The sequence below is a fragment of the Micromonospora inositola genome (assembly GCF_900090285.1).
GTDB lineage: Bacteria > Actinomycetota > Actinomycetes > Mycobacteriales > Micromonosporaceae > Micromonospora > Micromonospora inositola.
In genome coordinates, this window is sequence record NZ_LT607754.1 from 4,406,555 (window position 1) to 4,431,926 (window position 25,372).

A 25,372-nucleotide genomic window follows, 5' to 3' on the forward strand; every position below is an offset into this window, starting at 1 on the left:
CACGAACCGGCAACGCCGGCTCCAACCACTTCCACTGGGAGATCACCGTGACCGTTCCGTCCAGCCGCGCAGGCCGGCCGCTGGCCGCCGCCCTGGTCGCCGCACCGCTGCTCTATCTCGTCTCCGAACTGATCGTGCCGCGCAACTACGTCGAGGACAAACCAGCCGCCGAGCTGGCGATGCTCGCGGAGCACCATTACGCGTTCCTCGCCGCTGCCCTGCTCGACTTCACCACGATGGTGCTGTTCGCCGCCGCGGTACCAGCCGTCGTCCGGCTCGTCCGCGGTCGCGGCCGGGTCTTCATCCGGATCGCCGGAACCATGGTGTTCCTCGGCACCATGGGCCTCGCGGCGCACGCCATGTTCGCCCTGTCGGACCTCGACCTGGCGGCCAACCCGCAGCGCGACGCGATGGCGGCGGCGAGCGAGGTCATCTCCAGCGGCACCGCCGCGATCCTCATCCTGGTGCTGCGGCTCTTCGCCTTCGATCTCGGACTGACCCTGCTCACCATCGCCGCCTGGCGGGCACGGCTGATCCCGGTCTGGGCGGCGCCGTTCGGCTTCCTCGCGCTCGTCGGCGACTTCTCACCCGGCAACTACAACGGGATCCTCTGGGCGATCGCGTCAACGGCGGCGTTCGGGATGATCGCGCTGAGCCTCCTGCGGCGCAGCGAGTCGGCCGAACTGCCCGCACCGGCCATGCTCCCAGCGAACGCCTGAAAGGAAGGGGCCCTTGTTATCGCACTCCGCATAGCAAGGGCCCTTTATTAACAGCATGGGCTGGGTGATCAGCCGGCCATAACCCGCTGGTGCAGCGCGGAGACCGCCGAACGGGCGGCGACGAACGCGCCGTGCTGCCAGGCCACCTCGTGCCTCACCGGCGAAGTAGACCCGACCCGTCTCAGAATCGGGCGCGGGCGGCCAGCGAGATGCCGCAGCGTGAACGTCTTGAGGGTGACATCCTCATTTGCCGCGATCCGCGCGCTACGCGGCGTCACGAAGTGCTGACTCGGCCGGCATACGCACATAGCCGAGATGAGGACGTTCGATCAAGCAGCACGCCGTACCGCATCGCCTGTGCTTCGTCGAGCCAGCTTGGTGTAGGCGTGACGTATCGGGCTGGCAACCGTAGCGTGTTCCGTCTCGAGCGGTTCCGGCCTGACCAGGCGTTGATAGGTGGTGGAGGGAACATGCGGCGCCGGCGGCGTTTGTCCTGGTCGGGAACATCAGGCGGTTCCGGCCGAGGCGGTTGCCGCAACGCGCGGCGGGGGGCTCGGCAGGCGGGTCAGCGTGGACACCAGGCAGAGCATCGGTACCAACGCCGCCAATGCCCACGTGAGACCGACGAGTTCGGCGGCCGCACTTATGAGCCCGGGGCCGAGCAGGATTCCCGCGTAGGTGAACGTGGTGAACCGCGCGACGAAGGTCGCGGTCCGCTGGCCGCCGGCCTGCCCGACCGCGCTGAACGTCAACGGGAGCAGCACGGAGCTGCCGAGCCCGGCGACGAGGAACCCGGCGACCGCGGTGGCGGGGCGCGGTCCTGTCACGGCGATGGCGAGCCCGGCCGCGGCCACGAGTCCGCCGGTGCGGAACACCGGCTGGCGGCCGTACCGGGAAGTGAGCCGGTCGCCGACCAGCCGCCCGCCGGTCTGGCCGGCGGTGTACGCGGTGACGGCGCCCGCGGCGATGCTCAGCGACGCACCGCGAATGTCGTGCAGGAAGACCGCGCCCCAACCGAGGGCGGCGCCCTCGCAGACCATCAGGGCGGTACCGGTCAACCCCAGGGCCACGACGGTCCGGCTCCAGCCGGCCCGCCAGTCGACGCGCCCGCGCATCGCAGGCCGGCCGTGGCGCCGGTCCGCGTCTGCAGGCAGCAGGAACGGGCCGAGCGCCACCCCGCCGACGAGCAACGCAATGGCGGCGCCCGTCAGGTGTACGGTCAGGGAGACGCCGGCGTGCGCGAGGCCGGCCGTGATGAGCGAGGCGAGGACCGCGCTGACACTCCACGCGCCGTGGCAGCCGTTGAGGATGGGTCGGCCGGCGCGGCGCTCGGCGGCGACCGCATGGGAGTTCATCGCCGCATCCGTCGTGCCGTGTACCGCGCCGAGGATGGTGAGGACAGCGGCCAGGGCAGCGACGCCGTGGACCCAGCCGATGAGCGCGAGCAGTACCGGCATCACGGCAAGGGACACGCGCAGCACCGGGCGGCTGCCCACCCGGGCGACCAGCGTACCGACCGCCTGCATGCTGGCGAGCGCGGCGACGGCGAACAGCACGCCGAGCACGCCGAGCTGACCGTCTGTCAGGTGGTACGCAACCTTCGTCGTCGGTATCCGCACGATGTAGGTCGACAAAGTCAGTCCATTGAGGAAGAAGACGGCGGTGGCGGGCCAGCGGCCGGTTGTGGTTGTCATGCCCGGTCGACGATCCGCCCCGGCCGGCCTTCGACCCCCGTGAGCTATGTCACAACTCGTCGTGCCGGCGACGCAGGAAGCGCCGCTCCACCTCCGTCGGCGCGAGCGCAATGGCTTGCTCGTACGCTGTCGCCGCCTCCGCCCGCCGATTCAGCCGGCGCAGCAGGTCGGCGCGGGTGGCCGGCAGCAGGTGGTAGCCCTGGAGCCGACCGGACGCCGCAAGCGCATCGACCAGCCGCAGGCCCGCCTGCGGACCCTCGGCCATGGCGACGGCAACCGCCCGGTTGAGCTGGACCACCGGCGATCCGGTCAGCCCGACGAGCTGCTCATACAGGCCGGCGATGCGCGGCCAGTCGGTATCCGCCGCCGTGGCCGCGGTGGCATGGCAGGCCGCGATGGCGGCTTGGAGCTGATACGGCGTGGGGGTACCGGTGAGCAGCCCGCGGCCTTCGTCGATCAGCGTGCGGTCCCAGCGGCTACGGTCCTGCTCGTCCAGCGGCACCAGGTCACCGTTTCGGTCCGTGCGCGCCGCCGCCCGGGCGTGCTGCAACAGCATGAGCGCGACCAACCCCCGCACCTCGGTCTCTGTGGGCATCAGGCGCACCAGCAGCCGGCCGAGCCGGATCGCTTCTCCGGCGAGCTCCCGGCGCCCGGAGTACCCCTCGTTGAACAGCAGGTAGAGCACGCCCAGTACGCCGGTAAGGCGCTCCGGCAGCAGATCCGCAGGCGGTACCCGGTACGGGATGCCCGCCTCACGGATCTTGCGTTTGGCGCGAACCACCCGTTGCGCCATCGTCGCGGTCGACGTCAGAAACGCCCGCGCGATCTCCTCGGTCGCCAGGCCAGCGACCGTCTGCAGGGTCAGCGCCACCCGCGCGTCCAGCGTCAGCGCAGGGTGGCAGCACGTGAAGATGAGGCGCAGCCGGTCGTCGGTCCACTCGTCGTCGCCCGCATCCGGCGCCTCGGCAAGCTCCTGCAGCTTGGCCGCCTCAACATTCGCGCGGCGCAACCGATCGAGCGCACGGTGACGCGCCGTCGTGGTCAGCCACGCGCCGGGGCGCCGGGGTACGCCGTCAACGGGCCATCGCCGTAGCGCCGCCTCAAAGGCGTCCTGGACGCACTCCTCGGCCAACTCCCAGTCACCGGTCAGCCGGATGACGGTGGCCAGTACCGCCAGCCGCTCGGCACGGAAGGCTCTGGCCACTGCGTCCGGAGTATTCACGTCTCCCAGAACCGGCCCTCCCAGATCGGGCGCAGTTCAAGGGTCCCGAACTGCGCCGCCGGGTGCTTGGTCGCCACCTCGATCGCCTCGTCGAGGTCCGTGCAATCGAGGATGTCGAACCCGGCGATCTGCTCCTTGGTCTCCGCGAACGGCCCGTCCGCGACCAGTACCTCGCCGTTTCGCACCCGTACCGTCGTCGAGTCGCGGATCGGTCGCAACCGGTCGCCTGACTGGCGGACACCGCGGCGCTGCATCTCCTCGACCCACGCTGTCGGGTCAGCGTTGCGCTCCTCGTCCTCGGCGACGCAGACCAGCATCACATACCGCACGCCTCCTCCTTCCGTCACATGTCTAGCAGGACGACGAACGGCAACACCCCGGTATCGACAGCCGCCCTCATCGTGCTTGCATCGGCCCGAAGGCCGAGACCGAGGCGTGGCGCCGACGATGCGTGGGTGCGACCCGTGGCCGGCAACCAGTATTCGGAACAGATCCCGCTTGCCCAAAGCGAGGCATCCGGATCTGCCGCATTGCGCATGCCGCACATCCCGGCGCGTACGCAGCGCCGAATCGACAGATCCAGTAGATCCACCCGGTACGCGGCCCGAGGCCCGGCCGGGACGGGGCCGTCGACACCAGCACCTCCGAGGTGTCCGCACAACATCGCTCCAACTCGTGGGTTGCAGCGGCGCCCTCGCGACGTCGGATGGTGGCGGGACCGTCGGCGGCGGAGTCTGCGGCCGCGGGCCGGCGTCCGGGCCGATCGGCCAATCCACACCGGACACGAGTGGTGCGAGGCTGAAAGCCCGAGACGACTTCGGTCATGCGCACCTCGTTGGGCACGCAAGGCGTCCTACTTGTTGGGGAGGCGGCTACGGTCGTGACGCGAATCAGGCTCTTGGACATGAGACGTCTCCCCACGCTGGCCGCGGCGCTCCTGCTCACCGCATGTACGCCAGGTCCGTCGACGCCGATGCCCTTCGCACGGTCCGCCCCGCCGCCCAGCGGCACACCCGCGGCGGCAGTAGCTTCGCTGCTCGCCCGGCCGCTGCGGCTGCCGACCATTCCGGCCGGAACCGACTGCCCCGTCACGCAGGCCCGACCTCTGGCCGCAGGTGAGGGCCAGTTCACCACCAACGTGTTCGGCACCGGCCCCCTCTATCCTCTTCCCCCGTACCTCGGGCCGAACACCACACTGCGGCTCAGCGGAGAGACCCCGCGACCGGACGGGCTGTACGAGAAAAAGGTGGTCTGGGCGAACAAGGGCGGCTACACCGGGCCCGCCGTGGTTCGCATAGGCCGGCTCGACGGCCCGGGACACGGCCAGGTGCGGCTCTACTACGACGCCGCTGCCAGCCAAGCAGAAGCGCTCGTCTTCGGCCTGAGCAACGACCCCACCCAGTGGCCCTCCGGCACGTTCGTGTCGGGCCCAGGCTGCTACGCTTACCTGATCGAGGGCACCACGTTCAGCGACACCATCATCTTCAAGGTCACCGCCTGACGGGCAGTCTGCCGCAACCGGAACAGACATCCATCGAGGTCGACTTGACCGAGAGCGTCACGACCACCAAAGGGCGTGATCATCGCCCCGCTACACCCGCCGGTGAGACAGGGACCGCTGAACGTCCGGTCATCAGCGTAAGTCGTTTTGTGTCAAGCTTTTGGTCGGTGCCTCGGCCGTCGTCTGTCCCTGCATAGCGGTGATGGGGTTGGTCCCCGGCAACGTGTAATCGGGTTGATGAGACGACGGGCCGGGGCTGCCCATGATGACCGGCGAGATCACAGTGCGTGTCTCAATGCCGCGTAGGGCTCGCCCCGGCCGTCAGCTTGAACGCCGCGACGAGGAATCAGGCGGCTAGAGCCACCTGCCTGCGGTGGTGGCTGCCGTAGGTGGCGATGTCGGCGTTCCACGCTCGTCCGGTGGTGATGACGGCGTGCAACTGGCGCAGGATCGCCGCGGCGATGACGGTCTGGGCTTGGGTCGCCGTGAGTTTGTTGGTCTCCCGGGTGGTCAGATGCTGGTAGCGGGCGGCATAGACGGCATTGCTGCGCTGGGCGCCCCAGACCGCCCGCCAGGCGGCCAGACGCAGCGCGGGTCGGCCCTGGCCGGTGAGTTTGGTGCGGCCGACGAACGTCCCGGACAGTTTCTCCCGCGGTGCGAGGCCGGCGTGCTTGACCAGGGCGCGGGCGGTGGCGAACCGGTTCGGGTCACCGGTCTCGGCGAGGATCGCCGCCGCGCCGACCGCGGATAGGCCGGGGATGGAGGTGGCCAGTTCGGTCAGCTTGAGCTCGTCGAGGACGCGGGTCATCCGGGTGTCGGTGTCGGTGAGTTTGTCGGCGGCGGTGTGCCAGTCCTGCAGCAGGAACGCGACCCGCTCCAGCGCACCGGGCCGGTGGGCGGTCACCCCGGTGGGGTCGGTCAACGCGGTGAACAGGTGCCGCAGGATGCGCAGCGAGGGTTTGCACCCACCGCGGCGGGTGATCTCACGGCGCACGGCCTGCTCGAATCGGGCCGCGCCGAGGCGTCGGGTGCGGGCGAGGTCACCGCCGTCACGCTGGCAGATCACCGTCATCGCCGCCGCCCAGGTGCGGGACCGGAACGGCTGCTTGGCGGTGTCGAGCGCGGCGGGCCACACACACTCGAGCAGCGCGCGGATCTGCTGGACCTGGCTGACCATCTCGATGATGAGCTGTTCGCGGCGGGCGCCCAGATGCCGCAGCCGGCCCCAGGTCTCATCGACCGGCTCGGGTACGTAGCAGCGCAGCTGCGCGGTCAGCCGGGCGATGAGCACCGCGTCCTTCTCATCGGTTTTGTCCGAGGTCAGGTCCTCGCTGCGCCGCGCCCACGAGGTCAGCATCGGCTGCACACACACGAACGGCATCGCCCGGTCCGCAGCGAGCTGGCCGAGGACCCGCCACCGGTGCCCGGTCGGCTCGCACGCCACCGTCACCCCCGCCCAGCCTTTCGCCGTGGCCCGCTCGGCGGCCCAGTCCAGCGCTGCCCCGAGATTCCAGGCCCGGCAGCGGAATGTCTTACGGGCCAACACCTTCGAGTCGTGATCGGTGACTACGACCATCTGCTTCGCGTCGGCCAAATCGATCCCCACGATCGCGTTGGTCACCGGCACCAACGCCCGCAGCCGAGCAAGCCGGGCGTTGCGGTTGCGATCACCCCGGGACACACCGCTACCGTTACCCATGAACGTCCTCCTCCTGCGATGGGACACCAAGCCCGACAAGCGCATCAGGGGGACGTTCCTACGTCCTGCATCGACACGCAGAACGTCTTTCTATGCCGCGATCCGCGCGCTACGCGGCGTCACGAAGTGCTGACTCGGCCGGCACACGCACATGCCGAGATCAGTACGGCTGATCTTGATGTGCCGGACTGCCGCTAGCATCGTCGGCATGGCAGCGCGGCTTGTTCAAATCAACATGAAGGCTCGGGACGACTCCGCGCTGGGCGGTTTCTGGGCGGAGGCGCTCGGCTGGGGAGTCTCCAGCGAGGGACCCGGCGTGACCAACCTCGAACCCGAGGGCTTCGTCTACCCCGACCCCGTCGCTGTCTGCCTCGACCTCATCGTCTCCCCGGAACCCAAGACGGTGAAGAACCGCGTGCACGTCGACCTCGCCACCACCTCGGCGGCCCATCAGGCGGAGGTGGTCACGCGCCTGAAGGATCTCGGCGCAGCACCCGCCGACGTAGGCCAGGGCGACGTCCCATGGACGGTCATGGCCGACCCAGAGGGCAACGAGTTCTGCGTGCTGGACCCCCGACCGCTCTACCGAGACACCGGACCGATCGCCGCGGTAGTGGTCGACTGCGCGGATCCGCGAGCCATGGCCCGCTTCTGGGGCAAGGCCATGGACTGGTCCCTGCACGAGATGACCGACCACAACGCGGTACTGCGCTCCGCCAAGGGCGTCGGCCCATATCTGCAGTTCCTCCGCACACCCGACGTGAAGACCGTGTGGAACCGCGTCCATCTCGACCTCCGCCCATACCCAGGTGACGTCCTAGAGGCAGAGGCGGCCAGACTGCGGACTCTCGGCGCCACCGCCATCGACCTAGGCCAGAGCGATGTCCCGTGGACTGTCCTCGCCGACCCGGAAGGCAACGAGTTCTGCCTCCTCACCCCAGGCTGACCCAAAAACGGCGATGCCGGCAGTGAGGACGTTGCGCCGGACCTGCACCAGATCAACGCCGGGCGGCAAGGACTCCTGCGCGATCACGGTCACGCTCGCGTCGCGATGCGCCTGCTTGGCGAAGTACCGGTCGCCGACGATGCCCAGGCCCGCCCGGATCCGGACCTCCTCGACCAGTTCGCCCGACGGCGCCGGCGCCGGACCGTCCGCGGGCCGGCCCACATACCGAGGTACGGGCGAGGCCAGCAGCTGGACGATCCGCGACATGGCAGCCAGCGTCACCCGATGACCTTGGGCCTTCGCATTGGCGCACCATCCAACGGATGTGCGGCCGGGGCCTGCCCGAACGCCTGGCGCAGGCGCAGAGCGACCTCCTCTTGGGCGTGCGCGGCCTTGTCCAGCACCGCGGCAAGGCCGAAGAAGTCGTGCATCACTCCCCCGTAACGGACCGACGTGGCCCGCACGCCGGCGGCCTCCAAGCGGGCGCACCACTCGTCGCCCTGGCTCTGCAGCACGTCGCGGTCGGTGGTGACGATCAGTGTCGGCGGCAGACCGGCGAGGCCCTGCGCGGAGAGCGGGAGCAGATCGACCCTGGGGTCTTTCAGGCTGTCGGTCACGCCACGGAAGGCGTGCATCATCATCCAGGACAGCAGCGGACGATTCAGCGGCCGGGCGTCTGCGGCATCCCGCATGGACGCGCCGTACTGGGCGGTGGTGGTCAGCGGGCAGACGAGCACCTGCGCCACGGGCAGTGGCTCACCTGCCTGCTTGAGCTGACCGCAGGTCGCGGCCGCCATGTTCGCCCCGACGCCCTCGCCACCGATGGCGATGCGTGACGGGTCGCCGCCGAGCCCGGTGGCGTTGGTCCGGAGCCACCGGTAGGTGGCCAGCACGTCCTCGTGGGCGGCCGGGAACACGTGCTCGGGAGCCTTGCGATACTCCGGCGACACCACGATCGCGCCCGTCCGGTTGACCAGGGCGCGGCAGGACGCGTCATAGTCGTCGTTCGTGAACAGGATCCAACCGCCACCGTGCACCCACATCACGACGGGCACCGGATCGCGGGTCTGGCCGAGCGGCTTGTAGACGCGTACGACCAGATCACCACCCGGGCCGGGCACGGTGACGTCCGCTGCCGATCCGACCCCCTCGGGGTCCGTCGGCCGCCCGTCCTGCTGCAGGATCTCCATCGCCGCGTCGGCGAGGCTCGGCTGCTGGCGGGCCTGCTCGAGGGTGAGGAGCTCGTACGGGGCCAGTACCAGTCGGGACCAGGTGTCGAGGATCCGCTGCGCCTGGGTGTCGAGCAGCCAGGAGGCGTCGGTCGACAGGACGTTGCTGCGGCCGGATACCCGGTCGCGCACCTTGTCCATGAACCCGGCGGCCACGTGCATGAGCCTGCCACGGCGTCCGGTGGGCGGGACGGTGGGATGCGAGCGGGCCGGGGCCGACTGCTTGGCGGCGAGGTACCGCTCGCCGAGCCGGCCCATCTCCTCCGCGCCCACCGCCCGCCGCAGCGCCGGGAGGAATTCCCGTTCCTCCTTCTCGATGTGGTGCCGGATACCGCCGATCAGCTTGGTCAGCGCCCGCTCGAATTTGTGGCTGCCGGGATCCGCATGGTCAAGCAGGACGAGCAGCCTCTTGAGGGCCTGGTGCTCGTCCCGCCCCTCCTCGGCGTCCCCGGCGGCGCCGATCGCGGCCAGCGCCGGATACAACACCTCCTCCTCGGCGTGGGCGTGCAGGGCGCGGCCGTAACTCACCTGGTCGACCAGCATGCGCCGGTCACCGCGTCCGGCCTCGAGGTGCTCGAAGAGGCGGTTCGCCACCACGTGCTCGTCGGCGATCAGGTGGTCGAGGTCGCCCGGCAAGGTCGCGTACGGCAGCGTCATCGGACACCTCCTCCTCCACACTTACCGCAACCGGCACCGCCTTCGCGGCATAACCTGGCATGTCGCCAAGAACCCGAACGGGCGGGTGATCGAGTATCCGGATCTGCCGCCATGCGCGCGCACTGGGCCGCCGAAGGCATACACAGGGTGCTGCCCCGGGGAGCTCAGGCCGCCCTGAGCCAGCGGCCGTGGATGTCCTCGTAGCGCAGCGGCTCGACGGCGGCCGGGTCGTCCAGGAGGGTAACCAGCAGGGCGCCGTTCGGGAGTCGGCGCGTGCGAGCGGCGACCTCGGGCAGCCGTGGCGGTGGCAGACGGCCGTCGGGGCCGAGGTAGGTCCACCAGCCGAGCTCAGCCGGCCAACCACCGGCCGGGTGCAGTGCGTCGTGGATGCCCCATTCCCATATCTGATCACTCGACCATTCGTCGAGGACTCGACCGACGTCGGCGTTCAGACGCTGCGCGACATCAAGCCACAAGCCGGTCAGGCGGCCGTGCAGCTCGCGGAAGGTGTCCGCCTCGGACACCGGGCGGCGATAGCAGAAGCATGCGTCCAGCGCCCAGACCAGGCGCCCGTCTTCCCAGTTGACGAAGATGTCGATGTCGCCGTTCGTCCAGAACTGGCCGTGCTCCGTGCCCGTCGCCATTGCGGCGACCGCCGTGTCGGGATCCTCGACCGTGCGTAGGTCGGCGTCGGGATTGGTGAACAGGTTGATCAACCCATCGGGACGCTGCGGGCGCAGGTCCCGCTCAGCTGCCAGTGCATACAACTGGCGAAGAGCCGGCCCGGCCGCCACGGGTACCCGCACTTCCCAGATCCAGTCCGACCCCACGACCGCATAGTGCCGATCCGCCTCTGTCCAGGGCAAGCCGAATACAAGATCCGCTCATGCCGGCGTCCCGCTCCAAGAGCGGCACCGAACGGGCCCTGCTGAACAGCATCCTCATTTTCCGCGATCAGGGCGCCGGCTCACCGGTCGCTGAACGACCGGATCTGCCGAGAACAGTGATGTTCGGAGCCCGTAAGATGTGGCCAGTGGGGTGGGAGGCACTCGGGCGGTGGGGTGAAGACGTCGCTCGCATCGAACCGCTAGCTGGCGGAGTTGCGAACGACGTGTGGAGCGTGCGCGTCAATGGGCATCTCGCCGTCGGTCGTCTCGGCACCAGGAGCGACGCTGATCTCGCGTGGGAGACCGAGCTCCTCCAATACCTCGACCGTGAAGGTCTGACCGTGCCGGTGCCGATCCCGACTATGGACGGCCGGTTGTTCGCCGAGGGTCTGGTGGTGATGACCTATCTGGATGGCGGACCGCCCGAGACGCAGGCCGACTGGCGTCGCGTGGCCGGCATGCTGCGCGAGCTGCATCGGTTGACGCAGGGCTGGCCGCAGCGCCCAGGCTGGCGATCGTCGACCGACCTCCTGCACGCCGAGACCGGGACGAAGATCGACCTAGGCGCGATGCCCGCTGAGGGCGTTGCTCGATGCCGAGCGGCGTGGGCGCGGTTCACCGGGCGTCTGACATGCGTCGTCCACGGCGACCCCAACCCTGGCAACGTCCGCATGACCGCGAATCGGGTCGCGCTGATCGACTGGGACGAGTCGCACGTCGACGTCCCCGACCTCGATCTCGTGCTGCCCGGCAACGCCGCCGGCCTCGACGACGGCGCGTACGACATCGCCGCGCAAGCGTCGGCCGCGTGGGAAGCCGCCGTCTGCTGGGACGACGAGTACGCAGTCAAGCGGCTCGCCGAAGTTCGAGCGGTCTGAGGACGCGTCCGAGGAGTATAGCTATTGGCGGTCGAGTGTGCACATCTGCCGCGAAGTGCTCGTCACGGAAGGTAACCGGATCGCGGGTGCCTGCATCCGGACGTGTCGATGAGCGTGCACTATGCGCCTGTGTGAAGCGTGGACGATGATCGCCTACCGAACGGCCTTGCTCTGATCGGGGCCGGATCGAGTTTCGACGTCGAGGTGTCGATTTCGCGGCTCGCCGTTCGTCTTACTGCGAATCTGGTACCGACGAGGAGGTAGCGATGAAGTACGTCATGCTCATCTACCAGGGCCCGGCGCTCGAACGGCAGGCCGCGCTCACCGAGGAGGAGCAGAAGCAGGTCTACGCCGACTACCAGGGGATCAACCAGACACCGGGTGTCACCCCCGCGCCGCCGCTGGGACTCGCCGAGAACGCGACCACTGTGCGGGTCTTAGGAGGCAAGACCCTGACGACCGATGGCCCGTTCGTCGGGATGAAGGAGGCCGTGGGCGGTCTGTTCATCCTCGAGGCCGACGACATCGACGCGGCGATCGAGGTGGCCGCTCGCGTCCCGGCAGCGCGTCCGCGGGCAGCGAACGGAACGCGAGCACCGGCACGTTATGGCGGAGCCGTCGAGATCCGGCCGTCGGAAGTGTATTGGTAACGGCACTTGACGAGATCTTCCGCGACGAGTGGGGACGCGTCCTGGCCACCCTCATCGGCGTCCTCGGCGACTTCGACCTCGCCGAGGACGCCGCGCAGGAGGCATTCGTCATCGCCGCCGATCATTGGCCACGCGACGGCGTGCCAACCAACCCGCGCGCCTGGCTGATCCGCACGGCGCGTAACCGCGCCACCGACCACATCCGCCGCGACCGAGCTTTCGCCGCCAGGCTCGGCCTGCTCGTCGCTGCCCAGGAGGTCGAGATGCCCGTGGACACCACCACGTTTCCCGACGAACGCCTGGAACTCATCTTCACCTGCTGTCACCCGGCGCTCGGCATCGAGGCGCAGGTCGCGCTCACGCTGCGTACCCTCGGGGGCTTGACCACCGACGAGATCGCCCGCGCCCTGCTCGTCCCGGAGCGCACCATGGCGCAGCGGCTGGTGCGTGCCAAACGCAAGATCAAGGCGGCGGGAATCCCGTTCCGGATCCCGCCGGATCACCTGCTCCGTGAGCGTCTCGACGCCGTACTCACCGTCGTGTACCTGATCTTCAACGAGGGTTATGGCGGTCGCGACGAGCTCGCGGCCGAGGCGATCTGGCTGGGAGGTGCACTGACCGAACTCCTTCCTGACGACCCCGAGGTTCGCGGGCTTCTGGCGATGATGCTCTTGCACGACTCCCGCCGCGAGACGCGGTTCAACGACGGCGAACTGGTGCTGCTCGAAGATCAAGATCCGTCACGGTGGAACACCACGCCGATCGCCCGGGGACGCGCCGAACTCGACCAGGCGATCGCTTTGGGCGGCCGAGGGCCCTACGTCCTCCAGGCTGCGATCGCCTCGCTGCACGCCGAGACGCCGTGCGACTGGGCGCAGATCGCCGCCCTGTACGGCGAGCTCACCCGCCTGACCGCCTCGCCGGTCGTCGAGCTGAACCGCGCCATCGCCGTCGCCGAGACCGAAGGACCACAGGCCGGTCTGCGTATCGTCGACGAACTCGGTCTGGACGACTTCCGCTACCTGCACTCAACTAGGGCCGAACTGCTGCGACGGCTCGGGCGCACCGATGAGGCGCGCGACGCCTATCGACGTGCGAGGGAACTCACCGAGGACGGAGCCGAACGGCGCTTCCTCGAACGCCGGCTAACGGAACTTGCCAACAGAACAGGTTCCGGTTGCGACCCGGCGGCACCGGAGTGAGTCCTGACCAGGGTCCTGGCCTAGCGCCAGTTGCCGGCCAGCCCTACGCCCCCTTCCCGGGTGACCGGCGACATCGCCGCACCTGTGTCGGTGCGGCGTCGGATGCCCACCCTTGTCACCGAACACCCCGCGCCTCCCGGCCGGCCAAACCGGGCACCGCCGATCATCGCATCCGGATCTGCCGCTGACCGCGTGTCACGCAGCGTCACAGTCGGTCGGTCAAGACGGTGCTCGGTCTTGCCGATGAGCGGATGTTATGCGACACCGTGAACTGTGTGGCTGGCTGACTCAGTGTCGGCCCGGCGTCCGTATGGGGACTCACGAACAGGCGGGGCGGCGTCCGCCAGGATGGACAGGTGGATCTCGAACCTTACCGGAGTGAGTTGGTTGCGTACTGCTATCGGATGCTGGGCTCGTTTCACGATGCTGAGGATCTGGTCCAGCAGACGATGTTGCGAGCCTGGAAGGCCCGTGACCGGTACGACCGCGGACGGGCGTCGGTGCGGACCTGGTTGTACCGGATCGCCACGAACGCGTGCCTGACCGCGTTGGAGGGGCGGGCGCGTCGGCCGTTGCCGTCCGGGCTGGGCGCGGCATGTGACGATCCTGGCGCGCCACTCGCAGCGGCGTTCGATGTCCCTTGGCTGCAGCCGTTTCCCGATGCCCGGTTCGACTTGGAGGTGCGGGCTGACCTGCGGCTCGCGCTGGTGGCGGCGATGCAGGTGCTGCCGGCGCGTCAGCGGGCCGTGCTCCTGCTCCGGGAGGTACTGCAGTTCAGTGCCGGCGAGGTAGCCGCACAACTGGGGACCACGGTCGCAGCCGTCAACAGCACGCTGCAGCGTGCTCGTGCCGCCCTCTCAGCCGTGGGTGACATCGGCGAGGTCACCGAGCCGGACGATCCCCGGGTACGGGCGGTGATCGAACGGTATGTGCGGGCGTTCGAGGCGGCTGACGTCCCGGCGCTCGTGCGGCTGCTCACCGACGATGCGGTCCTGGAGATGCCGCCGGTCCCGCTCTGGTATCGCGGCAGCCGCCACTACGGCCTGTTCATGGACCGCGTGTTCCAGATGCGCGGGACGGACTGGGTCATGAGGCACCTCACCGCCAACGGGCAGCCGGCACTCGCCGCGTACGCGCCGGAGTCCTGTGGCGGGCATCGACTCCACACCCTGCAGATATTCACGGTCGTCGGCGACCGGGTCGCGCACAATGTCGTGTTCGCCGATCCGCGTGTGTTCGAGGCGTTCGACCTTCCCCAGCAGATTTCTTCCGACGAGGTTCGCCAGGCGCGATGAGTCCGAGCGGTGCCGCCGGTATGTACGGGTAGGCATCGAACGAAGGGGCATACGTCGTGAGCGTCATCGTCATTCAGTTCATCACCCTGGACGGAATCGTGTCGGATCCGGACGGATCGGGGGGCACACCGACCGGTGGCTGGGCGTTCCGGCACGGTCCCGAGACGGTCGCCGGTGACAAGTTCCGCCTCGGAAGTATGCTGGACGACGGGATCCTGCTGCTGGGGCGTACCACCTGGCAGTTGTTTTCCCATCTCTGGCCAGGACGCGATGACCCGTTCTCCGCACGGATGAACGCCACGCCCAAACTGGTCGCCTCTCGCACCATGACTGACTCCTCGGCGTGGGCGAACTCGCAGGTCATCGACCGCGACCTGATAGATGCCGTCAAGCACGAGCAACGCGATGTGATCATCACCGGCAGCTTGAGTATTGTGCACGCCCTGATGGCCGAGGACCTCATCGATGAGTACCGGCTCCTGACCTTCCCCACCGTCCTCGGCACCGGCCGGCGACTCTTCCTCGCCGGCAAGCCGCCTACCTACCTGCGGTGTCTGTCGGCAGAGCAGGCCGGTGCCGCCGTCCTCACGCGGTACGGGAGAACAGCACAGTGACAACGCGGTTCGTCCATCCCGGTGCCGGCACTCGCCGGGCGACGGCGCGAAGCACGGACATCCGGATCTGCCGCGATCCGCGCGGCCTGGGCCAGTAGGACGGAAGCCGCGCGGGGCACATCTGGACTCCTCGCCTTCGCGGTCGTACAGCCATTGGTGCAGCCAACACGGCAGACAGAGTCTGATGGAGAGCGGCGTCGGCAGACTTCTGATGCAGGTGAACGGTCATCACCGGCACCAGCCGACGGATCGCGCCATCTTTGCAATGCAGGGGTTCGGCGGCGCCATCACCCAACAACAACGGATGGGCCGACCAGGTGCGCAACCACCTGACCCGCCGGTCTCAGGATGAGGGCGGTAAGGGTCCGCCAGCGTGCGGGCCGTTCTGCTATCGGTACAAGCTCGGCGAGACTGTGCCGGCGAGGAACAGCCCGCCGCAACACAGCACCAGCCCCAGGATGGCCCCCGTTATTACCCACGCCAGGATCCGGACCGGTTTGGCACCACGCATCAGTAGTATCACCCACCAATCTCGATGAGATTCAACCAGGCAAGAGCGCTATTCAGAACGTGTGACGTCCACTGTGGCCAAGAACACGCATGTCGCTAAGGGGGCGACGGCGGGCGCACTTCCGGCACGCCGGGCTGCGACGGATGCCCTGCCGGCAGGCGTGCGTCACGCTCCGTAGCATCCGCGCGTGGTTGTCTCGGTCATGTTCACGTGCGCGCCTGTCTCTGGTCACTGTCGTGAGCCGGGACAGTACTACAGATGACCGTGCTCACCACTCGTTTCATCCGAGGTCGGGCCATCCACGGGCCAGTAGCCGGTACCCCGAGCGGTCGCCGCCGGGCGTCAGCGGTCAGCGCCGACGGTGTAGGCGTCGAAGTATGGCAGTAGCCGTACCCCGTGCGACGGCACGGGTGCTGGCGCGGTGTCGCCGGCCGAGACCCAGGCGACCGTGCCGGCGACGTCGACCTGTTGCAGTTCGCCGACGAGGGAGTCGAACAACTGGGTCGCCCAGCGGCGAGGCGCGGACAGCCACTGCGCGAACTGCTGCGGTGTTGCCGGCCCGTACGCGTGCAGGTAGCGCCGGACCAGGCCGGCGAGGGCGTCGGGTGCCGGTGCGGGCCGGAATCCTGGCAGCCACCGTTGCGGGCTGGTGTAGGTGACCTTCCGTCCACGGTTCGGGCCGAAACGGAGTGCGCCACGGTGTGCGGCAAGGTGTATCGCCTGTCGCCAGCGCGGCCACATGCCGCCGAACCCGGGCACGACCGGGTCGGCGGCCCAAGAGCCGGTGCGGGCGACCACCGCTGCGGTGAGGTCGTCGATTGTCAGTTCCGCGTCGGCCAGTGCTTCCGCGATCGCCGAGACGACCTCGTCGGTCTGGTCTCTGGTCAGCCGCGCGTCGGCGGGCAGGCTGTTCGAGGACGGTGGCAACGCGCCGAGCGCGCCGGTCCACAGCGGTAGATCACGCGTCGGCAGCAGGTGCACGGTGCCGCGCGGCCCGAACGTCTTGACCGGGCTACGTTCCTTCCACAGCGCGTCTCGAACGTCGTTGCGGGTGGTGCCGGCTACGCGCAACCCGATGGACACCTCAGCGGCGGAGAGCACTTGAGCGTGCGCGCCGCACATGGCGGCAACGGCATCGGCTGGCCGGCCGCGTACCGGAGCGGACATGCGCCACGGCGCCGCGCAAGCGCGGCGCAGGGCCGGCCCCGCTCGGCCTGCTGGCGGCGTAAGCGCCGGCATCGGCCGGCGCGCCGGCCGAGGTCACGTCCCGTGGCCTTCGGACGGGCCCAGGTGCACAACGCGGTCGCCGGGACCCGGCAACGTCTCTAGCGCCGCGCCGTCGTGACCGCTCACCGCCGAAGCGTCGAGGCCAGCAGAACCGGTGGGCACGACATGCTCGGGGTCTCGACGGGTTCGTGCTCAGACCATGCGACGTAGCGCGGTCTCCACGGCGTCGATCAGCGGATCACCCTCGGTCCGTGGGTGCCGTGCGAGACCGAGCTCGACGTCCGGCAGGACGGGCAGGGCGTCCGCGTCGTGGCAGGCCATGACCGGTTCGAGGTTCGCGGGCATGAGCGCCGCGACGCCGAGCCCGGCCCGTACCGCGGCGAGCACCCCGACCAGGCTGTTGCTTTCGAAGGCCACCCGCCAGCGCCGATCGGCACGTTCCAGCGTTTCCAGCACTGACGTACGCCAGGAGCACGGGTTCGAGAACAGCACCACCGGCAGCGGATCGGCAGCCACGTCCATACCCTGGCCGATCGCCCAGACCAGCGGGCGGCGTACCGTCCAGCGCGGCGGCCCGGGAACGTCCGGCACCGCGTCGAGCACGAGTTGGACGCGGCCCGCGTCGTAGGCTTCCCGCATCGCGGCGCTGGAAATGCTGAGCACCTCCAGCGTCGCGCCGGGGTGCAGCCGGGCGAGGTCGGCGAGGGCCTGCGGAAGCTGGGACGCGGCGAGGTCTTCGAGCAACCCGACGACGCAGTGGCCGGTAAGCGCGCGTCCGGTTTCGGTGAGTGCCTGGGCGGAGAGCGAGAGAATGCGTTCGGCGTACGGCAGGAGTTCCTCACCCGCCCGGGTCGGCGAGACGCCAGACGGCGACCGGTAAAGCAGCGGACGGCCGACAACGCTCTCGAGCTTGCGCAACTGCTGGCTGAGCGCGGGCTGGGTATGTCCGAGCGCGGTCGCGGCACGGCTGATGCTGCCCGCCCGCACGGCGGTGACGAACGACCGCAGCAACGCGGTCTCAAGATCTCTGGCCATAAGCATTCATTATGCCAGCTCCAACAAATTACCCACTTCTTATGATGTGACGGATGATTTAACGTCACGCTGGTGACCGGATACCGACAGGTGCTCGCCGTGCCAGGGATGGCATCGCTGCTGGGCGTTTCGCTGCTTGCCCGCACCGCGATAACGGCCGACGTGATGGCACTGACGCTGTATGTCGTGCTGGGCCTGGAGCTGAGCTACGCGGCAGCGGGCGGTGTCGCGGCGGCTCTGACCGCCGGAGTGGCGCTGGGCGGGCCGCTGCTCGGCCGCATGATCGACTCGCGGGGCCTGCGCACCGTGCTGCTGGTAACCGTCGTAGTGCAGGTCGTGTTCTGGCTGAGCGTGCCGATCCTGCCGTATGGGTTCCTGCTGGTCGCCAGCTTCGTGGCGGGTCTGCTGATGGTGCCGGCCCAGGCGGTGAGCAGGCAGGCGATCGCCGCGATGACGACAGCGGAGCAGCGCCGGGCCGCGTTTGCGCTGGAATCGGTGCAGGGCGAGCTGTCGTACATCGTGGGCCCGGCGGTGGTGATCCTGTGTGCGGCGACGATGTCCCCCGATGTGGTGGCGTGGGGGGTCGGTGCCGCGATCGTGGCCGGCGGAGCCGGAATCGCCTTGCTCAACCCACCGGTGCGTGCCGATGCCGAGGCGGATGCCGGCGCGGCCGGACGGCCCCCGCGCAGGCAGTGGCTGGGCGCCGGAATGACCGCCGTGCTGACGATGGCGTTCGGCACGACGACGCTGCTCAGCGGCGTCGACCTCGCCATCGTCGCCACGCTGCAAGAAGCAGGTCAGGTGTCCTGGGCTGCCGTGGTCGTAGTGGTGTTCGGCGTGTCGTCCGTCGTCGGCGGACTGATCTACGGCGCGCTGACCCGGCCGCTGCCCACGTGGCTGCTGCTCGGCTTGCTCGGGCTTGTGACGATTCCCGCCGGGCTCGCCCACGACTGGCCCTGGTTGTGCGTGGCCGTCGTCGGCAGCGGGCTACTCACCGCGCCGACCCTTGCCACGGTGGCCGACGCGGTGAGCCGGCTGGCGCCGGCCGGCGTGCGGGGTGAGGCGACAGGTCTGCAATCGTCAGCGCAGAGCGCTGGTTTCGCGCTCGGATCCCCGCTCGTCGGCGTGGCGATCGACGTCTCCGTGCCGGCGGGCGGCTTCGCGGCGGCCGGGCTGGCCGGCCTCGCCGCCGCACTGACCGGACACCTACTGTCCCGCCGCTCGCCCGCTCGAACGGCGGTGCCCTACCACCCTGGTCCAGTTGATCTCGGATATTGAGCGTGGCGAGGCGGCGGCGGGGTGCCGCGATCCTGCCGGGAGACGAAGTACGACTCGCGGGTGAGCTGCCAGCCAGCTTGACGGACGACGATGCCGCTTGGCTGCGAGGAACCGTGTTCGTCGTCCGCTACGTCGGTGACGACGCGACAATCGACGTGCAACCGGACTTGACCGAGGACTACGTGATCAAGGCGGTCCCGATTGCCATCATGAAGCCCGCAAAGACGCAGAGCGCGGCGCAGAACCGAGCATCCGCTCATGCCGCGAGTCGCGCGCGCCGACAACCTGCGAGGCGTTTGGGCCTGGTGCGGGCAAGTGCGGACGCGGTGGCGAGACGTCGGCCGAGCCGGCGGGCTGTCGACCGCCGAAGCTGCAGGTTCGGCGACCGGGGTCTAGCTCGGGCCACGGCCAACGCACGGTCAACCCAAGGGGTGAGAGCAGATCAAGGTCGCTTTCCGTGGCCGTTCGCGTTACGGCTCAGTTGTCGTGGCGCGAACGAGCGCAGTCCGGGATAGCCTTGACGTATATGGCTACCTATCGCAGCACCTCAGTGCTTCTCTCCTCGGACGGCACCAGGACCCCCGGCACCGCCGCGCTCTTCGCCGAGCCCGCCCGCAAGGGTGGGACCCCGCCGTGGGCAGGCGACTTCCGACCCGCCAACAGCGCCGGCAATGGCCCCAAGAACGCGGTCGGGAAGACCTTTACGTTGGAGCTGCCCGACGGCAGCACCGGCAAGGTCGTGGTCCAGAGCCTCAAGAGCGGGAAGGGAGGCGTCGTGCTGGCGTTGATGGGCGAGGACGCACCCCCCTTCTGATCAGGAGACTGATCGCCGCCGACGCCACCGGCTCGAGACGACCGGTATGCGACCCTGCCGATGTCAATGCGTTCGGATAGCTGCCGGGCGCATTGCCTCACCCGTGGCTGGGCGTCGACGAAGGTCAGGTGTACTGATCTGCCGCTGACAGCGCGTCCGAGACGACCGGATCTGCCGATGAGCGGACGCTCCGAGGGCGGCAGACGCGAAACGACGGTGCGGTCCTCACAGGGGCTGTGGATGATGGTTGGCGTGACTGAGAAGGGCAGCGGGTCCGCGGAGCAGCGCCTGTACGACGCTGTGGCGCGATGGAACGCCGACACCGGGTACGGCCTGGCGGACATGATCCATGCCGCCTGCCAGGCGCTGATCGACGGGCTGGACTCGCCGACGTTGCGCGAACTCGCTGGCGCTTCGGTGAGAGACTCATCCTGGGATATCCGCGAACTCGTGGCCAAGTCGCTCGAGGAACTCAAGATCCCCTACCCGGGCACTGTCCCCCCAGGCTTCGCCCTTGCAACAGGCGGAGGAGTCGCCCGCCGGCCAGGAGTCGACTCTCTACGTTTGGAAGTAACGCCGGCGCCCGGCGACGCAGGCGGCGGATTCCAAGTGCAGGTCTACGTCAACGGTACGGAGATGACCTCTGCGGCAGCGGGCCTCGGGATGGACCCGTACGACGTCCTTGTCCCCACCAATCGTCTGGTGGCCGCCTCCCAGCCGCGCACCGTCCCGATCGCCCGCTGCGAATGCGGCGTGTACGGCTGTGGATCCACAGACGTCACCATCACGCGGGACGGCGAACTGGTGCACTGGGACTGGTCGATCGAGGTGCCCATGAACCGCGGCGTCTCCTTCGCGGCCGCCGAGTACGACGTGGAAGTCGCACGGGTGGCCGCGGATCATTCGTGGGAGACGGCAGAGCGCACAGCCGGACGACGTGTCCTGACGGACATGGACCGCGAACGGTTGCTCACCCACGGCCTCAGAACCAGTTGGGTCGCCAACGACTACCGCGATCACGAGCTGTTCCGGGTCGCCCTTCAGATCGACGGTGACTACCAGGTCTTCGTCGACACCCTGTGGCGTGGCCGTGGCCCCGAGGAGTTGGCGCGCGAGGTGTGCGCCACCTTGGCACTTCCTCCCAGTGAGTGGCGCGCCACCTGGCACGCCATCAAGCCCACGCTGACCAAGCCGCCGAAGATCGCGGGGCCGTCCTGGCGACCCGCGCGGTTCTAACAGCAGCCAGCCGGCACCAGGTCCACGCTGCCGGTTGGGATGGGCGGACCACGCAGACGGAAACATCCTCATCTAATGCCGCTGGTCGGGCGTTGGCAGCTCAACGAGTGGGGCACGTCCGGATCTGCCGCGATCCGCGCGCGCATCCGTCCGCGATGCGGTGACCGAGCGTAGCCGGAGGAAGTAGTCGCCCGAGTGACGATGGGAGCCTCAGGTCGACCGTCCGGACCCGTCGTCATGTGGATCTTTGTATGTCACGGCGTACCTACCTATGTACTCGGACCTGTACGCCGACATCAGGGACGCCTGATGGTGTGCTGGCGGCGGTGCTGGTCGCGACGGCAGCGGACCCGTGGTCGCGCCATTCCCGTTGTCGCACGCCGCAACGGCGCAGACAGCGACCAGGCCCGCCCCAGTCCAGCCGCGTCGCAGCCGTTCGCTGGTGGCGCTCGACATTGTGTACCTCCGTGTTCGTGTGAACGTGAGCCGATGGACTGCGCTGAGGGCTCGACGACGCCCGCAGCCGCGGGCGCCAGCTGCCGCGCTCCGACCGGGTTGCTGGCGGCCTCGTTTGGGGCGCTCGATTCCGCGGGCCGCCTGCGGGCTGTCGGGACCGATGTCAGAGCGCTCGACTGCCGCCTCGGGCATCCTCGTCCGTGGGGCCATGATGCGAGAATGCCTCCTGTGGCGATTCCCGACCTGACGGAATTGCGCGAGCAGATCCGCGCTCGCAATGGGAAGCGGCCCAAGGGGCCCGAGCTGCCGCTCGTGGAAGACTTCCCCGGGCCCGGCGGGCTGACGTTGCGCCGGTACGGGCACGGCGAGCCGCGTCCGGTGCTGGTATTCGTGCACGGAGGGGCATGGGTCCTCGGCGATCTGGACACGCACGATCGCACGTGCCGGCGCATCGCCGCCGCGTGCGGAGTCGAGGTGCTCGCGGTGGACTATCGGCTCGCACCCGAGCATCCATGCCCGACCGGCATCGAGGACGTGGCGGCGGTGCTGCGTTGGGCGCGGCCGTGGGCGGTGGCGGGCGACAGCGCGGGCGGCTACCTGGCGACGCTGGCGTGCCTGCGGCTGCGCGATGCGGGCGAGTCGGTCCCGGCTGCGCAGATACTGTTGTGCCCCAACACTGATCTGACGCTCTCACAGCCCAGTGTTGAGGAGAAGGGCAACGGCTACGGGCTCGATGCGGACTTCCTGGCCTGGGCAGTCGAGCAGTGGGCGCCCGACTATGAGCAGCGGCTCGATCCCATGTTGAGCCCGATTCGGATTCCCGACCTCCGGGGCCTGCCGCGAACCGTGCTCGTGACCGCCGAGCACGACGCGCTGCGGGACGAGGGCGAGGCCTACGCCAAGCGCATGACCGAGGCCGGGATTTCGGTGACCTATCGATGCGAGCCGGGACTAGTCCACGGATTCATCCAGGGCATGGACCTGACATCGTCCGAGGCGGCGGCCGCTCACGAGCGGGTGTTCGTCGACATCCGCGCGCTGGTCGACGAGACTCCCTGACCGGTCACAGTGCCCGGCCGGTGAAGGCGAGCAGCCGTCGGTGGGGCGGGCCCTCGAGGTCAGCGATTCGGCCGGCGTCCAGCAGACCCAGCCTCACCAGCACAGCAGGGATCGCGGAGGACACATCGGCAGGCACGGGACACTCTCATGACCTCAGGCTCAAGACATCACATGATCATGAACCCCGCGCCTGCCTTGCTATACACCCCAACTGGCCCGGCCGAGCAACGCGGAATGTTCCAGCATGGCCGTAGTCATGGCGCATGTCGGACCACGCGACGTCGTGAAGGCCGATGGTGCCGTCGCGCGGTGCCACGACAGCCTTTCGGACGTCGAAGTGCTCCCAGACACGCTCGATGGCGCTGGCCCAGCCCGTGAGCTGATCGGATCGCTCGCCGTCCTGCGGCTTACACCGTCTTCGCTTGGTTGCCTATCGGGACGTTCTTCAACCTGCTCGGCTTCGGCGTCCGCGCATGTGGACGGGCCACGCCGAGCTCAGCGAGCTCGGCGTGGCCCGGTTCGCGTTCTACCTGATGCACGACCGGAAGGAGTCCACCCTCAAGGTGTACGGGTTCACGGTGCTCAGCCCTGTTTACTGAGCCGGCTCGGCCGCGTCAGCCGATTCGGCCTGCCTGCCGTAGAACACCTCCTTGACGAGCCTCTGCGTCGCCTTTTGGAACGTTTCTGCCAGGGACATTGCGGCGTCGTCCACATGGGTCAGGGAGGCGGTCAGGGTCTTACTGCCGTCGGGCGTGCTGTACATCAAGGACCAACCTCAACGCGTGGGTCGCAGGCCCCTCGGGACGGACGGCCGCGTCGTCGGCGACGACCGACAGGATCTCGATCGCGGTGGGCCCGGCCGGATAGTCCTGGTTCTGCTCCTTTAGAGGCTGCGGGCGGTGATGTCGCCGTGGGAGGTGGTGGCGCGGATGTCGAGTTCGGCGGTGCCATCGTTCTTGAGGGCGTTGCTGATGCGGCCGTAGCCGGTGCCGGCGTCCAGGGCGGCCGAGACGCCGGCGGCGGCGGCGACCGAAATGTCGCCGGACTGGGTGCGGAGCACGACCGTGCCGCGCACGGCCTCGGTGATCCGGATGTCCCCCCTTGCGGTGCTGATCTCCGCGGGGCCGTTGAGCCGGCCGACCTCGACGTCGCCGTCGATCGCAGTGAGGCGGACGCTCGCGGCCTCGTCGATCTTGATCTGGCGGTACGCGCCTTTGAAGGCGACGTCGCCGAGGCGGCCGACGCCGCGGAGTTCGGAGCTAGCGGCCTTGGCCTCGATGCGGGAGTCGGCGGGCAGCTGGACGGTGACCTCCAGGGATCCGGAGGGGCCGAAGAGCTGGTTCTTGGGCTCGGGGGTGTGGATCCGCAGGACGCCGTCGGCGTAGGCGACGGTGGTCTGCTCGGCGGTCTGGACGTCGCGGCTCTTGGAGGGGTTGGCGGGCAGGACCTCGACGGTGGTGTCGGCGCGGTCGGCGGCGATGAACTGGATGCGTCCGGCGGGGATGTCCAGGACGGCGGAGATCGGGGCGGGGGTGTCGAACTTCTGCATCGTGCTCTCCCGTGCTCGTTCGTTGTTTCTGACACCGGAAACGCTACGTTGCTTTCCAGAACTCGGCAACACGCCTGTTGCACGGAATCGCCATCTATGCAGGTGGAGCCCAGGAAACTGTTGCAACGGTCTTGACAGTAACGCAACGACAACTGCTCTGATCATTGCAATGGATGAGAAGTGAACGCTATAGTGGGGGGATCAGGGACCGCCATGAAGGATCACCAAGGAGATCGCGATGCCGGGAGGCAGGCTCACCCAGCAGGAACGCCAGCAGATCGCGCTGGGGCTGGCCGACAGCCTCCCCTACGCCGAGATCGCCCGACGCCTCGACCGTCCGACCTCGACGATCACGCGTGAGGTGATGCGCAACGGCGGCCCCACCGCCTACCGCGCCGACCTGGCCCACCGCGCCACCGAACGCCGCGCTCACCGGCGCAGGCCCGCCACCTCTCGAGGGGCGGAGTCAGTCCCCCAGCCGCACGGACGCGACGCCGAGGCCGTGGCCGAGTACGAGGAGACGCTCACCACCGTCCTCATGGCTTCGGGCCTGCCCAAGATGACGGCCCGCGTGCTGACCTGCCTGTTCACCACCGACGCGGGCAGCCTCACCGCGTCCCAACTCGCCCAGCGCCTCCAGGTCAGCCCGGCGTCCATCTCCAAAGCGATCGCCTTCCTGGAGAGCCAGAGCCTTGTCCGCCGAGAACGCGACGAACGCCGCCGCGACCGCTACGTCGTCGACGACGAACTCTTCTACCAGGCGACGATCGCCAGCGCCCGATCCAACGACCAGCTCGTCGAAACCGCACGCCAAGGCGTCGCCATCCTCGGCCCCCACACCCCCGCCGCCACCCGCCTGGAGAACATCGCCCGCTTCCTCGACTTCATCAGCGAAAGCATCACCCGCGCCGCCGAACAGGCCCGCGAAGTCCTCCACACCAAACCCGAAACAACCTCAAACGGCACCGCCCAACCAAGCCCAGCCCACGGATAGACAGCCGTCTCGATCGTCAC

General features: G+C 68.9%; 23 protein-coding genes and 2 pseudogenes. 14 read left to right on the forward strand and 11 right to left on the reverse strand.

Annotation, left to right across the window (positions count from 1 at the left end):
• Nucleotides 1-47: 47 nt before the first annotated feature.
• The gene (locus tag GA0070613_RS21010; protein WP_157746422.1) at nt 48-719 is read left to right on the forward strand and encodes a DUF4386 family protein; all 672 of its coding nucleotides are present in this window, start codon (nt 48-50) and stop codon (nt 717-719) included.
• A 506-nt stretch (nt 720-1,225) separates the two neighbouring features.
• Here GA0070613_RS21010 and GA0070613_RS21020 read toward each other — a convergent pair.
• From GA0070613_RS21020 to GA0070613_RS21030, 3 genes are read right to left on the reverse strand one after another with little or no spacing between them, the layout of a single operon-like run.
• Complete coding sequence (locus GA0070613_RS21020) at nt 1,226-2,413, reverse strand: MFS transporter (RefSeq protein WP_089013863.1); 1,188 nt, start codon at nt 2,411-2,413, stop codon at nt 1,226-1,228.
• A 49-nt stretch (nt 2,414-2,462) separates the two neighbouring features.
• Nucleotides 2,463-3,644 carry an RNA polymerase sigma factor gene (locus GA0070613_RS21025; protein WP_197699115.1) on the reverse strand — a complete coding sequence of 394 codons (1,182 nt, stop codon included), beginning with the start codon at nt 3,642-3,644 and terminating at the stop codon, nt 2,463-2,465.
• On the reverse strand, nt 3,632-3,964 hold the full coding sequence (locus tag GA0070613_RS21030; RefSeq protein WP_408630959.1) for a YciI family protein: 333 nt from the start codon (nt 3,962-3,964) through the stop codon (nt 3,632-3,634). Before GA0070613_RS21030 ends, GA0070613_RS21025 begins: the two co-directional genes overlap by 13 nt.
• Before the next feature lie 575 nt (nt 3,965-4,539).
• Here GA0070613_RS21030 and GA0070613_RS21035 point away from each other — a divergent pair.
• Nucleotides 4,540-5,136 (forward strand): hypothetical protein, encoded by a 597-nt coding sequence (locus tag GA0070613_RS21035; protein ID WP_157746423.1) that lies wholly within the window; start codon nt 4,540-4,542, stop codon nt 5,134-5,136.
• Nucleotides 5,137-5,482: 346 nt separating this feature from the next.
• Here the strand turns inward: GA0070613_RS21035 and GA0070613_RS21040 are convergent, their stop codons facing one another.
• On the reverse strand, nt 5,483-6,835 hold the full coding sequence (locus GA0070613_RS21040) for an IS110 family RNA-guided transposase (RefSeq protein ID WP_157746424.1): 1,353 nt from the start codon (nt 6,833-6,835) through the stop codon (nt 5,483-5,485).
• A 208-nt stretch (nt 6,836-7,043) separates the two neighbouring features.
• Between GA0070613_RS21040 and GA0070613_RS21045 the strand changes: the two genes are divergently transcribed.
• Nucleotides 7,044-7,781, forward strand: a complete 738-nt coding sequence (locus GA0070613_RS21045) for a VOC family protein (RefSeq protein ID WP_089016094.1) — start codon at nt 7,044-7,046, stop codon at nt 7,779-7,781.
• Between the two features lie 6 nt (nt 7,782-7,787).
• Here the strand turns inward: GA0070613_RS21045 and GA0070613_RS21050 are convergent.
• From GA0070613_RS21050 to GA0070613_RS21060, 3 genes and pseudogenes are all read right to left on the reverse strand, one after another.
• Nucleotides 7,788-8,048, reverse strand: a pseudogene (locus GA0070613_RS21050) (molybdenum cofactor biosysynthesis protein); the annotation flags it as partial.
• 11 nt (nt 8,049-8,059) lie between these two features.
• The gene (locus tag GA0070613_RS21055; protein WP_089013867.1) at nt 8,060-9,667 is read right to left on the reverse strand and encodes an alpha/beta hydrolase fold domain-containing protein; all 1,608 of its coding nucleotides are present in this window, start codon (nt 9,665-9,667) and stop codon (nt 8,060-8,062) included.
• A 164-nt stretch (nt 9,668-9,831) separates the two neighbouring features.
• Nucleotides 9,832-10,497, reverse strand: coding sequence for a hypothetical protein (locus tag GA0070613_RS21060; protein WP_157746425.1), 666 nt, complete (start codon nt 10,495-10,497; stop codon nt 9,832-9,834).
• 56 nt (nt 10,498-10,553) lie between these two features.
• Between GA0070613_RS21060 and GA0070613_RS21065 the strand changes: the two genes are divergently transcribed.
• The 5 genes and pseudogenes from GA0070613_RS21065 (at nt 10,554) to GA0070613_RS21085 (ending at nt 15,193) form a co-directional block, all read left to right on the forward strand.
• Nucleotides 10,554-11,432 carry a phosphotransferase enzyme family protein gene (locus GA0070613_RS21065; RefSeq protein WP_231929330.1) on the forward strand — a complete coding sequence of 293 codons (879 nt, stop codon included), beginning with the start codon at nt 10,554-10,556 and terminating at the stop codon, nt 11,430-11,432.
• Nucleotides 11,433-11,698: 266 nt separating this feature from the next.
• Nucleotides 11,699-12,082, forward strand: a complete 384-nt coding sequence (locus GA0070613_RS21070; protein WP_089013869.1) for a YciI family protein — start codon at nt 11,699-11,701, stop codon at nt 12,080-12,082.
• Nucleotides 12,076-13,284, forward strand: coding sequence for an RNA polymerase sigma factor (locus GA0070613_RS21075; protein ID WP_089013870.1), 1,209 nt, complete (start codon nt 12,076-12,078; stop codon nt 13,282-13,284). The genes GA0070613_RS21070 and GA0070613_RS21075 overlap by 7 nt, the downstream gene beginning before the upstream one ends.
• Before the next feature lie 332 nt (nt 13,285-13,616).
• Nucleotides 13,617-14,579, forward strand: a pseudogene (locus GA0070613_RS21080) (sigma-70 family RNA polymerase sigma factor); the annotation flags it as partial.
• Between the two features lie 56 nt (nt 14,580-14,635).
• On the forward strand, nt 14,636-15,193 hold the full coding sequence (locus GA0070613_RS21085) for a dihydrofolate reductase family protein (RefSeq protein ID WP_089013872.1): 558 nt from the start codon (nt 14,636-14,638) through the stop codon (nt 15,191-15,193).
• 853 nt (nt 15,194-16,046) lie between these two features.
• On the opposite strand, the gene GA0070613_RS21090 is transcribed toward GA0070613_RS21085, so the two are convergent.
• Entirely contained in the window at nt 16,047-16,826 is a 780-nt protein-coding gene (locus GA0070613_RS21090) for a winged helix DNA-binding domain-containing protein (RefSeq protein ID WP_231929332.1), read from the reverse strand.
• A gap of 297 nt (nt 16,827-17,123) precedes the next feature.
• Entirely contained in the window at nt 17,124-17,942 is an 819-nt protein-coding gene (locus GA0070613_RS21095) for a LysR family transcriptional regulator (RefSeq protein WP_197698939.1), read from the reverse strand.
• A 96-nt stretch (nt 17,943-18,038) separates the two neighbouring features.
• On the opposite strand from GA0070613_RS21095, the gene GA0070613_RS21100 reads away from it, so the two are divergent.
• From GA0070613_RS21100 to GA0070613_RS34030, 5 genes are all read left to right on the forward strand, one after another.
• On the forward strand, nt 18,039-19,244 hold the full coding sequence (locus tag GA0070613_RS21100) for an MFS transporter (protein ID WP_089013875.1): 1,206 nt from the start codon (nt 18,039-18,041) through the stop codon (nt 19,242-19,244).
• Between the two features lie 526 nt (nt 19,245-19,770).
• A complete protein-coding gene (locus GA0070613_RS21110) occupies nt 19,771-20,058 on the forward strand; it encodes a hypothetical protein (RefSeq protein ID WP_231929334.1) in 288 nt (95 codons plus the stop codon).
• 243 nt (nt 20,059-20,301) lie between these two features.
• Nucleotides 20,302-21,294: a hypothetical protein gene (locus GA0070613_RS21115; protein ID WP_408631011.1), complete on the forward strand. Its 993-nt coding sequence runs from the start codon at nt 20,302-20,304 to the stop codon at nt 21,292-21,294.
• Between the two features lie 684 nt (nt 21,295-21,978).
• Nucleotides 21,979-22,809: an alpha/beta hydrolase gene (locus GA0070613_RS21120; RefSeq protein ID WP_197698940.1), complete on the forward strand. Its 831-nt coding sequence runs from the start codon at nt 21,979-21,981 to the stop codon at nt 22,807-22,809.
• A gap of 473 nt (nt 22,810-23,282) precedes the next feature.
• Complete coding sequence (locus tag GA0070613_RS34030) at nt 23,283-23,408, forward strand: hypothetical protein (RefSeq protein ID WP_269459004.1); 126 nt, start codon at nt 23,283-23,285, stop codon at nt 23,406-23,408.
• On the opposite strand, the gene GA0070613_RS32220 is transcribed toward GA0070613_RS34030, so the two are convergent.
• Complete coding sequence (locus GA0070613_RS32220; RefSeq protein WP_197698941.1) at nt 23,402-23,572, reverse strand: hypothetical protein; 171 nt, start codon at nt 23,570-23,572, stop codon at nt 23,402-23,404. The genes GA0070613_RS34030 and GA0070613_RS32220 overlap by 7 nt on opposite strands.
• Nucleotides 23,573-23,692: 120 nt before the next feature.
• Nucleotides 23,693-24,358, reverse strand: a complete 666-nt coding sequence (locus GA0070613_RS21125; RefSeq protein ID WP_089013877.1) for a DUF4097 family beta strand repeat-containing protein — start codon at nt 24,356-24,358, stop codon at nt 23,693-23,695.
• Nucleotides 24,359-24,596: 238 nt separating this feature from the next.
• On the opposite strand from GA0070613_RS21125, the gene GA0070613_RS34485 reads away from it, so the two are divergent.
• Nucleotides 24,597-25,352, forward strand: coding sequence for a helix-turn-helix domain-containing protein (locus GA0070613_RS34485; RefSeq protein ID WP_089013878.1), 756 nt, complete (start codon nt 24,597-24,599; stop codon nt 25,350-25,352).
• Nucleotides 25,353-25,372: the final 20 nt, after the last annotated feature.